We start from the raw sequence: 14,293 nt of genomic DNA, 5'->3' as shown, positions 1-14,293 counted from the left end.
TGAGAGGGCCCCGGCGTCTGGCCGGGGCGCAGGCTTAGAATACGTATTTGAGTCGAGCCTCCACGTTACGCTCGGCGCCGAACCAGCAGTTGTTCTGGTCGTAGCAGGAGTAGTAGGTCTTGTTGAACAGGTTGCTGGCGCTGAGGGATGCCCCCACCCCCTTCAGGCTCGCGCTGAGGGCGGCGAGATCATAGGAGGCGGACATGTCCATCAGCACATAATCCGGCACTGTGTCGGTGTTGGCGGCGTCGAGCTGGGCCTCCCCCACGTAGCGCAGGCCGGCGCCGATGCGCATCCCCTGCAGGCTGCCGCCCGCCTGGTAGTTGCTCCAGAGCGACGCCATCTGCTTGGGTACCCAGACCGGAGTCTTGCCCTGCAAGTCTGTGGTGTCCCTGGTGATCTCCATGTCCTGGCGGGTATAGCTCAGCGCCAGATCCAGGTTATTGGTGAGATCGGCCCGCCCCTCCAGCTCGATCCCCTTGGAGACGATCTCGCCGGTCTGCAGCTTGGGCCCGTAGATGTTGTCCGGATCCGTCACCAGGGCATTCTCCTTGGTGATGTGGAAGGCGGCGACGGTGAAGGTCTTGCTCATGTCCTCGGAGAGGAACTTGAGCCCCCCCTCCCACTGCTGACCGGTGGAGGGATCGAAGGCCTTGCCGCTCTTGTCCGCCCCCGGCACCGGCTCGAAGCTCTCGGCATAGCTGACGTAGGGCGAGAAGCCGTAATCGAGCTCGTAGAGGGCGCCGAGGCGGAAGGAGAGATTGTCCTGATCGATCCGGGCGAGGGACTGGCTGGCGGCGCCCTGGTAGAGGGTGTCGCTGTCGGTGTCCATCCGGTAGCTGTCATAGCGGGCGCCGCCGATGGCCACCAGCCGGTCCAGACGCACCTGATCCTGCAGATAGACGCCGGTCTGGGACTGGCGAATAGTCTTTTTATCCTGGTAAGGGAAGCTCAGGGAGTCCGGCACTATCTGGTCGTGGTTCGGGTTGAAGATATCGATGGGGGGTGCCGAGTAGTCGAGCGTGTCCTGATAGAGGATGTGCGCATCCAGATACTGGTAGTCCAGCCCGAGCAACAGGTTGTGCTGGGCCGCGCCGGTCTTCAGCTTGCCCGCCAGCTGGTTGTCGATGACGAAGCCCCTCGAGTCTTCATCCGTCAGGTAGGCGTTGCGGGCCAGGGTGCGGTTGTCCGCCGCCAGCGGCGCGTTGTAGGTATTGCGCTGATAGGCGGAGGCGTCCATGTAGCGGGCGTTTTGCAGCACCTGCCAGTTGTCGCTGAAGTCGTGGCTCAGCTTGTAGCCGAGCAGGGTCACGTCCCGGTTGTACTCATTCCAGTTCTCGTCGCCGAGGAAGGTATCGCTGCCCAGCTGCCCCAGGGGGTTGCTTTTGACCGAGCCGCTGGCCGGCACCGTGGTGTAGATGCCCGCCTCCGGGTCTTTCTGGTAGTAGAGGTTCAGGTTGAGCAGGGTACGCTCGCCGAGCTGCCAGTCCAGGGAGGGCGCAAAGACATAGCGCTCCTCTTCCGAGGTCACCGCCTGCCCCTCCTTCTGGCGGGCCAGCCCCACCACGCGGTAGGCGAGCTGCTCATTGATGGCGCCCGTGCTGTCGAGGCTCATCTCCTTGAGGGTGCCGGTCCCCGTGGCCAGGCTGACGTTGTGCTTGGCTTCCCGCTGCGGGCGCTTGGCGATCAGATTGACCATGCCGCCGGGCGGCATGCTGCCGTACAGCACCGAGGTCGGCCCCTTGAACACCTCCAGCTGCTCTATGGCCACCGGATCTATCTGGGGTTGCAGGTTCCACTCGTTGTACTGCAGCAGCAGGCCGTCATAGAAGTTCTGGTAGTTGTCAAAGCCGCGGATGTTGAACAGGTCCAGCCGGTTGACAGCCCCGCCGCGCAGCTCGGTGTTGACCCCCGGCACGTAGCGCAGCGCCTCGCTCACCGAACTGACGCCCCGCTGCTCCAGGGTCTCGCTGTCCACCACCGAGATGGCCTGGGGCGTCTCGATGGGATCAAGCTGGGTCTTGGTCGCGGTGTTGCGATAGGTCTGACCCAGCACGATCAGGGTCTCGTCGACCGCGCCCTCCTGGGACTCCAGGGGGGCGGCGGCCAGTGCTGAGCCTGCCAACAGGGCGGAAATGGTCGCGGCGACCACGGTCAATGGGGGGTGAACAAGTTGCATCTGATCCTCGACTGCCTACTGCATGTGAATAGTAACAAATCTCATTTGCATTTTATTGTTCTATTTTGCCCCTGAATTAACAATTTGGGGCATGTTGGCAGGCAGAGAGGGGAAAAATGGGCGAGAACAGCCTCAGTCGACAACATGCTGTGTCGACGAGAAAGGGCTATGAATTCAAATGGCTATCTTTTCTGAGGGCGGGCGTTTATTGGGTTTGTTATCAACATCTAGGCGGCTTCGTGCCTGTGCTCCGAGTGGATTTAGCTAATGGGGGTGCCAGGACTCAGCCCTGGCAGGGGGCGATGGGCAGCCAGTACTCCATGCGGGCATCGGCCTGCTGGCCATCGAAATGGGGATCGTAGCGCTCCAGCTCGAAGCCATCCAGCCCCCGGTAACAGGAGGCGGGCAGCCAGTGCAGGATGAACCAGTTGAGGGTCTCCGCCAGCCGCGCTATGGGACCCACGTGGCTGAGCACCGCGTACTCCTGGGGCGGCACCAGCAGCCGGGCCAGCCCCGCCGGCAGGGTCGTCTCCTCCTCGACCGCCACCCCCGCCCAGTAAGGCAGTGACGCCCCCGCCCCCGACACATCCACCACCCCGAGCCAGTCGCTGGCGGCGGGCAGACCGCCGGCCTCCCGCACGGCACGCCAGATGGCGGGCACCGTCTGCTGAAAATCGGGCTCGTCGGCGAACAGGCCGCGGATCTGCCCCTTGACTCCCTGCAGAGTGAAGCCAGGCCGGCTCTCGACCCGCACCTGTACCAGTCTGGGCATGCTCGCGAGCGGCATGGGTGCCCGCACCAGGGGAGTGCGCAGCCCCAGCCGCACGCCGCGCTTGCGGTAGGCCAGCGGCGAGCAGCCAAACTGCTGCTTGAAGGCTCGGCTGAAGCTCACCTCGGAGCCGAAGCCGTAGATCAGCGCCAGATCCAGCACCCGCTGCCGGCTCGAGAGCAGGGCCTCCGCCGCCAGGCTCAGCTTGAGCTCGCGCACATAGTGGGCCACCGTCAGCCCAGTCTCGTGCAGGAACACCCGCTGCAACTGCCAGCGGGACCAGCAGCTCTGCTCGGCCAGCTGCTCCAGCGACAGCGGCTCATCCAGATGGGTGTGGATGTAGTCGAGCACCCGCTCGATGCGGGTGAAGTGGGAGCGGGCCTGGGGCACAGGGCCCGGCAAAACGGGGGGAGCGGATGTCATGATGGGTTCGGATCTCTGCCGGCACGGGCAGTGGCTGTCCAGGTGGGCCCATTAAACATGGCCGTGGTGCCGGCGGCAAGCCTTCTGCCGGCACGGCCAGCCATGAAGGTGCTCTGCCGCCCCCCACGGACTTGGTCGTTCAGGACGATAGCCCTGTACCCCAGTCGCAGTGCGCTCCCTGCTCTATCCCGCAGACTCATAGCGGGCGGGACGAGGCGGTGCCCTGCCCCTCGGCGAAGTGGCTGCGCAGGGCATCGATCACCCGCCGCACCTTCTCCGGGATCTCCCGCTGGGGGGTGATGGCGTGGATCTCCATCGGCGCCACCCGGTAGCCGGGCAGCAGCTCCAGCAGGCGGCCAAGGGCCAGATCCTCGGCGATCTCCCCCTCGGGTTGCAGCGACACCCCCTGCCCCGCCAGGGTGAACTGGCGCAGCGGCAAGACGTTGTTGCACAGCACCCGCGGCTTGGGCTTGACCCTGTGCCCCAGCCCCTTCTCGTCGAACAGGATCAGCCCCCCGCTCTGCATCTCCGCCGCCAGCCAATCGTGGGCCAGCAGATCGGCCGGGCTGCGCGGGCTGCCCTTGCGCGCCAGATAGGCGGGCGAGGCACACAGCAGCATGCGGGTCTGCCCCAGTCTGCGCGCCACCAGGCTGGAGTCGGACAGGCTGCCGACCCGCAGCGCCACGTCGATGCGATCCTTGATGAGATCCCGCTTCTCGTCGTCGGCGATGATCTGGATGCAGAGGCCGGGATGGGCCTGCAACAGCGGCGACAGGGCCCGGGCCAGCGGCTGGCCCGCCATCCCCACCGGCGCTGTGATCCGCACCTCGCCGAGCAGACTGTCGCGCACCTCCGAGAGCCGCAGCTCGGTCTGGTTCAGGGTCTGTTGCAGCGACTGGCATCCCTGCCACACCACCTCCCCCGCCTCGGTCAGGTTGAGCCGGCGGGTGGAGCGGTGCAGCAGGCTGAGGCCAAGCAGGCTCTCCAGCTGGCTGATGTGCTGGCTGACGGCGGAGGGGGTCATGCCGAGGGCCTTGGCGGCCCCCGTCATGCTGCCCGCCTCCACCACGGCGGCGAAGATGGCGTAGCGTCTGAGCTGTTCCATTATTAAATCCAGCTTACAAGTGAATGCATTTTATGATGGATTATTAAATCATATCCGGGGGCGTAGGATGAGCTCATTCCAACAGTGAAGGAGAATCCCCCATGAAAATTGCCCTGATCGGTGCCAGCGGTTTTGTCGGTACAGCCATCCTCAACGACGCCATCAACCGTGGCCACAGCGTCACCGCCATCGTCCGTGATCTCAGCAAGATCAAGCCCCACCCGCTGGTCACCGCCGTCGCCGTGGATGCCCAGGACCCGCAGGCACTGGCCGAGGTGCTCAAGGGGCACGACAGGGTGATCAGCGCCTACAACCCGGGCTGGGCCGCGCCCGACATCCATGATCAGTACCTCAAGGGAGCCAAGGCCATCATAGCGGCGGCCGTGACCGCCCACAGCTGGCTGCTGGTGGTCGGCGGCGCCGGCAGCCTGGAGATAGCCCCCGGGGTGCAGCTGGTAGATACCCCGGACTTCCCGGCCGAGTGGAAGCAGGGCGCCCTGGCGGCCCGCGACGGTCTCACTGCCCTGCGCCGTGAAACCGCCCTCGACTGGCGCTTCGTCTCTCCGCCGGTGTTCCTCGAGCCCGGCGAGAAGCGCGGTGGCTATCGACTCGGGGACGATCGGGTGCTGTTCAACGGCGACCAGCCTGCCGGGATCACGGTGGGGGATCTGGCGGACGGGATCCTCGTCGAAGTGGAGAAGCCGGCCCACCTGCGCCAGCGCTTTACCCTGGGCTACTGATCCGGCCCATGATCAGGGGGGCCATGCCTCCCTGATCACCTTTATCTCACTTGCAGCTAAGCTACCCTCATCACGCCCCCGCCCGACCTTGCCCGCACACCGTCTTCCCTCCCCAGCACTGGGCATTCGCCAGCTTCGCACGGCAAACCAGAGTAAAATCCGCACAGGATTCGAATTCCATTTCGATTTTTGTATATAACTAAGAATATTTTGTTGTTTCCGTCTTATAACCCAGAACCGTAGCATCACCTCAAGCCAATTGGCGCCATGCGGTGCCAACCAGCCGGATACCGACATTTCGTCAGCGGGACCAATACCCCGCCACTGGGACAGGAAGAGGTGCACATGGAACATTCATCACTGCCAATCATCGACTATGCCGCCCTGGGTGGCGCCCCCGAGGCTCGTCGCCAGATGCTGGCCAAGCTGGGCCAGGCGGCGCGGGAAGTGGGCTTCTTCTATCTGACCGGACATGGTCTGAGCGAGGCGCAGCAGAAAGAGACCCTGGCGCTGGCGGCCCGCTTCTTCGCCCTGCCCGAGCAGCAGAAGCGCGCGGTGCAGATGGTGCACAGCCCCCATTTTCGCGGCTACAACCAGGTAGGTGCCGAGTTGACCCGGGCCCGGCCGGATCGGCGCGAGCAGTTCGATATCATGGGGGAGGCAGCGGCGCTCGCCGCAGCGGAGATCGGCCATCCCTGGCAGCGGCTGATCGGCCCCAACCAGTGGCCCGCCGCCCTGCCCGGGATGAAGGACCAGTTGCTGGCCTGGCAGGCACGCTTGACCGACATCACCCTCAACCTGCTCTCGGCCTTCGCCGAGGTGCTGGAACAGCCGCAGGGGGTGTTCGATGCCAGCATAGCCGGCGGCCCCTATCAGCACATGAAGCTCATCCACTATCCGGGGCGCGAGGCCGGCGGCAGCGCCCAGGGGGTCGGTGCCCACAAGGATCCGGGTTACCTGACCCTGGTGATGCAGGACGACCACTCCGGGCTCGAAGTGGAGAGCGCCGCGGGCTGGATCCCGGCGCCGCCCCTGCCGGGGGCCCTGGTGGTCAACATCGGCGAACTGCTGGAGCTTGCCTCGAACGGATACCTCAAGGCGACCCTGCATCGTGTACAGAGCCCGCCGCCCGGGGTATCGCGCCTCTCCTGCGCCTTCTTCATGGCGGCCAGGCTAGATGCCACAGTGCCGCGGCTGAGCCTGTCGCCGGCGCTGGCGGCCCAGGCCGAGGGACCCGAGAGCGATCCCGCCAACCCGCTCTTCTATCAGGTGGGGGAGAACGTGCTCAAGGGGCGGCTGCGCTCCCACCCGGATGTGGCGGCGCGCCACTATGCTTCGGAGCAGACACAGAATACCGTGCGGCGGGAGCCCGAGCCGGCCTGACCCAGGGGAGCCTGCCTCCCTGTCATTCCATTCGACGGGGGATGCCATGGCGTCCCCCGGCAAACCTAAAACAAGCAGATCAGCCAGAGCCTGGCAACACGGAGTAAAACGATGAAATTCAAGACCATGAGCGTGCACAGCGGCCAGCGGATCGATCCCCAGACCGGCGCCCTCACCACCCCGCTCTACCAGAGCAGCACCTTCAGCTACGTCAACGCCCAGGCGGGCAAGGAGCGGTTCGCCGGCCAGGCCCCCGGCTTCATCTACAGCCGCTTCGGCAACCCCACCACCGCCGAGCTGGAGCAGAAGCTGGCGGCGCTGGAGGGGGCCGACGAGGCGCTGGTGCTGGCGAGCGGCATGGCGGCGGTGAGCGCCATCCTCTATGCCCTGGCGGACAGCGGCGATGAGGTGGCCTACATAGGCCCGCTCTACGGCGGTACCGATGCCTTCCTCAAGCAGACCTTCAGCCGCGCCGGCATCAGGGTCACCGCCTACGACAGCGATCAGGATCTCTTGGCCAACATCAGCCCCGCCACCAAGGTGGTGCTGTTCGAGACGCTGACCAACCCCACCCTCAAGGTGGTGGATCCGCGGGTGGTGGTCGAGGCGGCCCGCAAGGTCGGCGCCATCAGCGTCTGTGACAATACCTTCCTCACCCCCTATCTGCTGCGCCCCCTGGAGCTTGGCATCGATGTCGTGATGCACAGTGGCACCAAGTACCTGGGCGGCCATGGCGACATCATCGCCGGGGTGGTGGCCGGTCGCCACGAACTGATGAAAACCATTCGTACCGTGGCGCTCAAGCACATCGGCTCCCCCATAGGACCGCAGGAGGCCTACCTGCTGCAACGGGGGGTCAAGACCCTGCCGCTGCGCATGGATGCCCATCTGCACAACGCCCAGAGGGTGGCCGACTTCCTCGCCGCCCACCCGGCGGTGAAGAAGGTGATCTACCCGGGACTCGCCAACCACCCGGGCCACGACGCCCTCGGCGCCTTCGCCAGCGGCTTCGGCGGCATGGTGAGCATAGAGCTGGAGGGGGGATTCAAGCGCTGCGCCACCCTGCTCGACAACCTGCAGCTGTTCGTGCAGGCGGTGAGCCTGGGGGATCTCGAGAGCCTGGCCTGCCACCCGGCCAGCACCACCCACGCCGCCATGGACGAGGCGAGCCGGCTGGCGGCCGGGGTGAATGATGATCTCATCCGCTTCAGCATTGGGGTGGAGGATGCCGACGATCTGATCGCCGATCTGGCGGCGGCGCTGGCCATCAGTTGAGAGCCCCCTGCGAAGGGGATATGGATGATCGGAAACAATAAAGGGAAGGCCAGGCCTTCCCTTTTATCTTGCATCGCCCCTCGCGTGCACGGCGCCGGTGCCGATCAGGCGTCGTGGTAATCCTGACAGGCGCTCAGGGTGTTCTCCATCAGGCTGGCCACCGTCATGGGGCCCACCCCACCGGGTACCGGCGTGATAAAGGCGGCGTGGCTGCGCGCCGTTTCAAACTCCACATCCCCGACCAGGGAGCCGTCGGCCAGGCGGTTGATGCCCACGTCGATCACCAGGGCGCCCGGCTTGATCCACTCACCGGGAATGAAGTTCGGCTTGCCCACCGCCACCACCAGCAGATCGGCGCGGCGAACCTGGGTCTCCAGATCCTGGGTGAAGCGATGGCAGGTGGTGGTGGTGCAGCCCGCCAGCAGCAGCTCCAGGGTCATCGGGCGCCCCACTATATTGGAAGCACCGACCACCACCGCATGCAGGCCGTGGGTCTTGACCCCGGTCGCCTCGATCAGGGTCATGATGCCCTTGGGGGTGCAGGGACGCAGCGCCGGGATGCGCTGTGCCAAGCGGCCCACGTTATAGGGGTGGAAGCCATCCACATCCTTGTCGGGGCGAATGCGCTCCAGCACCTGAGTCGTGTCACAATGGGCCGGCAGGGGCAATTGCACCAAGATCCCATCCACTTCTGCGTCCTCATTGAGCCGATCGATCAGGGCCAGCAACTCTGCCTGACTCGCGGTGGCACTCAAGTCATAGGAGCGGGAGACAAAGCCCACCTCTTCACAGGCGCGGCGCTTGCTGCCGACATAGACCTGAGAGGCCGGATCCATCCCGACCAGGATCACCGCCAACCCCGGCGCCCGCTTGCCCAACGCCAACCGCTGTTGGACCTTCGCAGCGACCTGACTGCGAATCGTTTGCGCAACCTGTTTTCCATCAATGATTTTGGCAGACATCGTTCTTCACTCACCATGTGTTCAACTGCCGCGCATTGTCGCATTTTTTTGGCACGGATGTTAGCGGCTCGCGCTGGGCGGGCAATAAGTAGGCATTTGAATTTACTGACGGAAAAAGTCGTTGACGCTGCGTTTGTCGCTTGGGTATGATGCCCGCCCGTTGCCCAGTAGCCTCGCCCTGAGTATGCTGGGACGGATAATTTCTCGGTGATTAGCGCAGCCCGGTAGCGCATCTGGTTTGGGACCAGAGGGTCAAAGGTTCGAATCCTTTATCACCGACCAAGTTCATCGAGGTGTCAGATAGACTTCTCGATACAGAGCGCCCTTAGCTCAGTCGGATAGAGCAACGGCCTTCTAAGCCGTGGGTCGCAGGTTCGAATCCTGCAGGGCGCACCATTAATGTTTACCCTCGTCTGGGTGTGTTCATTAACGGACAATTTCAGTGGTGGCTGTAGCTCAGTTGGTAGAGTCCCGGATTGTGATTCCGGTTGTCGTGGGTTCGAGCCCCATCAGCCACCCCATTATTTTCTGTTTGTGCCTTAGCGCCAACAGAGATCAGTCTGACTGACCGCGTGCACGCCTCGTCGCACGCTCAAGAACCGGCCATGTGCCGGTTTTTTTGTTTTTGGCGCCGGCTACCGCGAAGGCGCCAGCCGCCCTCTTCCTCTTTCTCACTTGCCCGCCGTGCCCTCCCCTGCGCGTATGTCCCTCTGCCTGATCCTGTCGGCACCGCCCTAAGCGCCTCTGGACCCATCCTCTATCCCGGCGAGAGCATCGAAAAAATAACCAATGATTCATGTAGTTAGCCTGAGGTCACAGAAATGAACTGGGCCATACTCCCTGCCTGACCTATCCCTAGGCACCATGACGCAGCGCAAACTTTGCCGCCCGGCACTGTGCTATTGCTGCAGGAGAGCATGCATTCTGTTCACATATTGCCAACCGGGAGCGCTCGCCCAGGCAGAGCCATGCCGGGCACCGCGGTGAGGGTGCAAGAGAGTCGGATCAAGAGTTATCGGGGACGCCGCGCCACCTGGGGGTAGCAATCGTGAATATATTGTTAAAATAGATAGGCTTAATCCAATTCTTCGCGCGCCACGCACGAAAGGAATGAACAACATAATGATAAATAAGGATTAATGGATAAGGGCCCTGCCAGGTGATGACGATGGCCGTGCAATAACCACAGATAGCAAAGTGGAAATCTTCCCCATAATGAGTTGTTAGCCTTACAAACGACAGCCAAGGAGAGACTGAGATGAGTGAAGAAAGCAAATGCCCCTTCAACCACACCGCCGGCGTCGGCAGAACCAATCGGGACTGGTGGCCGAGCCAGCTGCGGCTGGATCTTCTGCACCAGCATTCCTCCAGCTCCGATCCCATGGACAAAGACTTCGATTACGTCAAGGCGTTCGAGAGCCTTGACTACAAGGCGCTCAAGAAAGACCTGGTCAGGCTGATGACCGACTCTCAGGAGTGGTGGCCGGCGGACTTCGGCCACTACGGACCGCAGTTCATCCGCATGGCCTGGCACGCCGCGGGGACCTATCGCACCACAGATGGTCGCGGCGGCGGCGGCCGCGGCCAGCAACGCTTCGCCCCCCTCAACAGCTGGCCCGACAACGTCAACATCGACAAATCACGGCGCCTGCTCTGGCCGATCAAGCAGAAGTACGGCAGCCAGATCTCCTGGGCCGATCTGCTGATCCTCGCTGGCAACGTCGCCCTGGAGTCGATGGGCTTCAGGACCTTCGGTTTTGGTGGCGGCCGCGCGGACGTGTGGGAGCCGGATCAGGACGTGAACTGGGGCGATGAGATCGCCTGGCTCGGGGTTGATCCCGATCGGGTCAAAGGCGACCGCGAGCTTGCGGCCCCCTTTGGTGCCACCCACATGGGGCTGATCTACGTCAACCCCGAAGGCCCCAATGCCAGCGGCGACTACATGGAGGCGGCCAAAGACATCCGCTCCACCTTCGGCCGCATGGCCATGAATGACGAAGAGACGGTCGCCCTCATTGCCGGTGGCCACACCTTCGGCAAGGCCCACGGCGCCGCCCCCGAGTCCCACAAGGGGCCCGAGCCGGAAGCCGCGCCCCTGGAAGCCCAGGGCCTGGGCTGGATGAGCAATTACGGCAGCGGCCATGGCAAGGACACCATCTCCAGCGGCATCGAGGTCACCTGGACCAAGACCCCGGCGCTGTGGAGCAACAACTTCTTCGAGAACCTGTTCAACTACGAGTGGGAGCTGACCAAGTCACCGGCCGGCGCCAAGCAGTGGGTGGCCAAGGATGCGCCCGAGATCATCCCCGATGCCCATATCCCGGGCAAGTTCCACAAGCCGACCATGCTGACCACCGACTTGACCCTGCGGTTCGATCCGGAATTCGGCAAGATCTCCCGCCACTTCTACGAGGATCCGCAGGCCTTCGCCGACGCCTTCGCCCGCGCCTGGTTCAAGCTGACCCACCGCGACATGGGCCCCGTGGCTCGTTATCTGGGCCCGGAAGTGCCGAAGGAAGAGTTGATCTGGCAAGACCCCATCCCCGCCGTCAATCACGAGCTGGTCGATGACAAAGACGTCGCCACGCTCAAGGAAAAGATCCTCGCCTCGTCCCTGTCCGTCGCCGAGCTGGCGTCGACCGCATGGGCTGCGGCCTCGAGCTTCCGTGGCTCAGACAAACGCGGTGGCGCCAACGGTGCGCGCATCCGGCTCGCCCCGCAAAACCAGTGGGAAGCCAACCAGCCGGCACAGCTGGCGAAGGTGCTGAAGGTGCTCGAGGGCATCCAGGCGGACTTTAACAAGGAGGCCAAGGGCGGCAAGCGGGTATCGCTGGCCGATCTGATTGTGATCGCGGGCGGTGCCGGCGTCGAACTGGCGGCGAAGAAAGCCGGTGTCGTGGTGACGGTGCCGTTCAGGCCAGGCCGCATGGACGCCTCCCAGGCACAGACCGACGTCGAGGCGTTCGCCGTGCTGGAACCCCTCGCCGACGGTTTCCGCAACTATCTGGGCGGCGACTACGCGGAGCTCTCGGAGGCCATGCTGATCGACAAGGCTCAGCTGCTGACGCTCACCGCGCCCGAGATGACGGTGCTGGTCGGTGGCCTGCGCATGCTGGGGGCCAACGCCGGCGCCAAACACGGGATCCTGACCTCAACACCTGGGACGCTCTCCAACGACTTCTTCGTCAACCTGCTCGACATGGGCACGGAGTGGAAGCCGGCCGGCGCCAAAGGCGTCTACGAGGGAATAGATCGCAAGACGGGCAAGGCGAAGTGGACGGGGACGCGTGTCGATCTCGTGTTCGGCTCGAACTCCCAGCTGCGGGCACTGGCCGAGGTCTACGCCAGCGCCGATGCGAAGGAGAAATTCGTGAATGACTTCGTGGCGGCCTGGACCAAGGTGATGAACCTAGATCGCTTCGATCTCGCCTGAGTTTGAAAGAGTAGCGACCAACGCTCCGGTTTCCGCGGATGGCATTCAGGCCATCGCGGGCATCGGAGCGTTGTTTTTGATGGACTAGACAGGCCCCAATGCAAAAAGCCCGACCATATGGTCGGGTTTTGCTATTTGGCGGCGGGTCGGGATTGACTCGCGCCATCCCTGGCACTTGCCCTGCAGGCAGCCTTCAGCTGTCCAAGCGGGCTATCCTGCCCGCTTGTCGAACAGGGTTCGAACCGAGCCGCCCGTCACCGGAAAAAGTAAGAGGGCCTGTCTTGCGACAGGCCCTCTTACTTTATTTGGCGGTGAGGGAAGGATGATTCGCCACTGCGTGGCTCACCCCTTCGGGGCGGCCTACGGCCGTTCATCGCAGCAAGCTGCTATGCTCGAACCCGGCGAGGGTTCTCACCCTCCCTCTATTGGCATCAGGGAATGTGGTGTTCCCGGATGCGAAAAACCGACCCTGAGGTCGGTTTTTCAATTTGGCGGTGAGGGAGACCGCCAAGTTAAAATCCTAAAAGCCACAAACCACGCCAATCATACATTTTAATTCAATCACTTACACTCACCACTCTGCCAAGACTGTCCGATGAAGTTTGAAGAGAATCAGCTTTAAATGGCATACTGGCTGGCATATCAATTACGCACCTGGAGCACCAATGGCACAACTCTCAGACGCCAAAGCCCGTAACATTAAACCTGACGATACACCACTGCCTCACGGAGGCGTCACCGGCTTAACCCTTCATCCATCCACGACAAAAGGTCGTGGTAAGTGGGTATTCCGTTTCGTCAGCCCGGTCACCAAAAAGCGCAGAAATGCAGGCTTAGGCACGTATCCGGATGTGTCTATTGCTGATGCTGGTAAGCAAGGGCAGTCCATGCGTGAACTCCTGGCCAAAGGGATCGATCCGCTTGACCATAAGCTGCTGGAAAACAGTAAACCAGCAATCCCCCACTTTGCTGATGCTGCACGTCAAGTGCATGAAGACCTCAGGGGCGGATGGAAAAATCCCAAACATGCTACCCAATGGCTGAAGACACTCGAGGACTATGCCTTCCCTTTCATCGGACATGTGAAGGTTGATCAGTTAACGCCTTCCCATTTTGCAGAGTTGCTCAAACCAATCTGGCTATCTGTCCCTGATACAGCCAAGCGCGTCAAACAACGCATGCACGCGGTAATGGACTGGGCTTGGGCCCATGAGTACTGCAACTCAAATCCAGTGAAGGTGGTCCACAAACTGCTGCCGATGCAACCAACTAAAGATGAAAGTATCATTCATCATCCAGCTATGGATTGGCGACATGTGCCCGCTTTCGTCCATCAACACCTGAGCAAGATAGATCGGTTTGATGCAGGAAAATCCCTGATGCTATTTGTCATGCTTACAGGATGCCGCTCTCAAGATGCTCGTGAAATGACGTGGGATGAAATCAATTGGGACAAATCCATTTGGCTTATTCATGGCGAGCGAATGAAGGCCAAGCAAATGCATAGAGTTCCTCTGTCTCGGCAGGCTATTAACATTCTGCTAAGCATGAGAGGATTACATGACAAATGGGTGTTTCCATCACCCAGAAAACGAGCTCCATTGTCAGATATGGTTCTCACATCCTTTTTGAGACGGGTCAAAGCACCCAGCACAACGCCAGGAAGATATGCAACCGCTCATGGCTTTCGCTCAACCTTACGGGATTGGTGCAGTGAACATGGGTACCCGAATGATTTAGCCGAGCAAGCATTAGCTCATAAAAGAAAAAATAAAGTTGAAGCAGCGTATCATCGTACTGACTTGTTAGATCAGCGTCGACCCATGATGGACGCATATGCAACGTTTGTTGTTGGTGGTTTACCGACCGAGTAAAAAATGAAACGGCCATACTGGTAAGAGCCTGTAAATCCAATTGTGTAACCGCCCACGAATAAGTAACTTTTTCAAAAGGATACCTTCGTGGGTAAGCAAATGGACCAAGACAAACTCAAAGCACTGGCTGCTGAGCTGGCCAAAGACATC

General features: G+C 62.1%; 9 protein-coding genes, 3 tRNA genes and 1 other RNA gene. 8 read left to right on the top strand and 5 right to left on the bottom strand.

The genetic code is table 11. From position 1 onward, the window contains the following. Window positions 1–34: 34 nt before the first annotated feature. From KW821_RS09355 to KW821_RS09345, 3 genes are all read right to left on the bottom strand, one after another. Window positions 35–2,179, bottom strand: coding sequence for a TonB-dependent siderophore receptor (locus tag KW821_RS09355; RefSeq protein ID WP_218291242.1), 2,145 nt, complete (start codon window positions 2,177–2,179; stop codon window positions 35–37). A 283-nt stretch (window positions 2,180–2,462) separates the two neighbouring features. Further along, entirely contained in the window at window positions 2,463–3,371 is a 909-nt protein-coding gene (locus KW821_RS09350) for a helix-turn-helix domain-containing protein (protein ID WP_218291241.1), read from the bottom strand. A gap of 196 nt (window positions 3,372–3,567) precedes the next feature. Next, window positions 3,568–4,476, bottom strand: coding sequence for a LysR family transcriptional regulator (locus KW821_RS09345; protein WP_218291240.1), 909 nt, complete (start codon window positions 4,474–4,476; stop codon window positions 3,568–3,570). A 101-nt stretch (window positions 4,477–4,577) separates the two neighbouring features. Between KW821_RS09345 and KW821_RS09340 the strand changes: the two genes are divergently transcribed. From KW821_RS09340 to KW821_RS09330, 3 genes are all read left to right on the top strand, one after another. Then, the gene (locus KW821_RS09340; RefSeq protein WP_218291239.1) at window positions 4,578–5,216 is read left to right on the top strand and encodes an NAD(P)-dependent oxidoreductase; all 639 of its coding nucleotides are present in this window, start codon (window positions 4,578–4,580) and stop codon (window positions 5,214–5,216) included. Window positions 5,217–5,561: 345 nt separating this feature from the next. Further along, the gene (locus KW821_RS09335) at window positions 5,562–6,599 is read left to right on the top strand and encodes an isopenicillin N synthase family oxygenase (protein ID WP_218291238.1); all 1,038 of its coding nucleotides are present in this window, start codon (window positions 5,562–5,564) and stop codon (window positions 6,597–6,599) included. 111 nt (window positions 6,600–6,710) lie between these two features. Further along, window positions 6,711–7,874 carry a PLP-dependent aspartate aminotransferase family protein gene (locus KW821_RS09330; RefSeq protein WP_218291237.1) on the top strand — a complete coding sequence of 388 codons (1,164 nt, stop codon included), beginning with the start codon at window positions 6,711–6,713 and terminating at the stop codon, window positions 7,872–7,874. Window positions 7,875–7,978: 104 nt separating this feature from the next. On the opposite strand, the gene folD is transcribed toward KW821_RS09330, so the two are convergent. Further along, window positions 7,979–8,836: a bifunctional methylenetetrahydrofolate dehydrogenase/methenyltetrahydrofolate cyclohydrolase FolD gene (gene folD, locus KW821_RS09325; protein WP_042652335.1), complete on the bottom strand. Its 858-nt coding sequence runs from the start codon at window positions 8,834–8,836 to the stop codon at window positions 7,979–7,981. Between the two features lie 205 nt (window positions 8,837–9,041). Here folD and KW821_RS09320 point away from each other — a divergent pair. The 4 genes from KW821_RS09320 (at window position 9,042) to katG (ending at window position 12,269) form a co-directional block, all read left to right on the top strand. Then, window positions 9,042–9,118, top strand: a tRNA-Pro gene (locus KW821_RS09320). Window positions 9,119–9,155: 37 nt separating this feature from the next. Beyond that, window positions 9,156–9,232, top strand: a tRNA-Arg gene (locus KW821_RS09315). Window positions 9,233–9,281: 49 nt separating this feature from the next. Continuing rightward, a tRNA-His gene (locus KW821_RS09310) sits at window positions 9,282–9,357 on the top strand. A gap of 737 nt (window positions 9,358–10,094) precedes the next feature. Then, a complete protein-coding gene (gene katG, locus KW821_RS09305) occupies window positions 10,095–12,269 on the top strand; it encodes a catalase/peroxidase HPI (RefSeq protein WP_218291236.1) in 2,175 nt (724 codons plus the stop codon). A 306-nt stretch (window positions 12,270–12,575) separates the two neighbouring features. Here katG and KW821_RS09300 read toward each other — a convergent pair. Continuing rightward, window positions 12,576–12,704, bottom strand: a non-coding RNA gene (locus tag KW821_RS09300) — RtT sRNA. Window positions 12,705–12,934: 230 nt separating this feature from the next. Here KW821_RS09300 and KW821_RS09295 point away from each other — a divergent pair. Further along, window positions 12,935–14,143 (top strand): tyrosine-type recombinase/integrase, encoded by a 1,209-nt coding sequence (locus KW821_RS09295; RefSeq protein WP_218291235.1) that lies wholly within the window; start codon window positions 12,935–12,937, stop codon window positions 14,141–14,143. Window positions 14,144–14,293: the final 150 nt, after the last annotated feature.

The organism is Aeromonas sp. sif2416 (assembly GCF_019218665.1).
Taxonomy (GTDB): domain Bacteria; phylum Pseudomonadota; class Gammaproteobacteria; order Enterobacterales; family Aeromonadaceae; genus Aeromonas; species Aeromonas encheleia.
The sequence above is the reverse complement of the archived record's forward strand: the minus strand, read 5'-3'. Positions and strand labels throughout refer to the sequence as shown.

What these genes read in the sequence shown, in the direction of transcription:
- KW821_RS09355 (WP_218291242.1), bottom strand. Translation starts at nt 2,179, where the DNA reads ATGCAACTTGTTCACCCCCCATTGACCGTGGTCGCCGCGACCATTTCC.
- KW821_RS09350 (WP_218291241.1), bottom strand. Translation starts at nt 3,371, where the DNA reads ATGACATCCGCTCCCCCCGTTTTGCCGGGCCCTGTGCCCCAGGCCCGC.
- KW821_RS09345 (WP_218291240.1), bottom strand. Translation starts at nt 4,476, where the DNA reads ATGGAACAGCTCAGACGCTACGCCATCTTCGCCGCCGTGGTGGAGGCG.
- KW821_RS09340 (WP_218291239.1), top strand. Translation starts at nt 4,578, where the DNA reads ATGAAAATTGCCCTGATCGGTGCCAGCGGTTTTGTCGGTACAGCCATC.
- KW821_RS09335 (WP_218291238.1), top strand. Translation starts at nt 5,562, where the DNA reads ATGGAACATTCATCACTGCCAATCATCGACTATGCCGCCCTGGGTGGC.
- KW821_RS09330 (WP_218291237.1), top strand. Translation starts at nt 6,711, where the DNA reads ATGAAATTCAAGACCATGAGCGTGCACAGCGGCCAGCGGATCGATCCC.
- folD (WP_042652335.1), bottom strand. Translation starts at nt 8,836, where the DNA reads ATGTCTGCCAAAATCATTGATGGAAAACAGGTTGCGCAAACGATTCGC.
- katG (WP_218291236.1), top strand. Translation starts at nt 10,095, where the DNA reads ATGAGTGAAGAAAGCAAATGCCCCTTCAACCACACCGCCGGCGTCGGC.
- KW821_RS09295 (WP_218291235.1), top strand. Translation starts at nt 12,935, where the DNA reads ATGGCACAACTCTCAGACGCCAAAGCCCGTAACATTAAACCTGACGAT.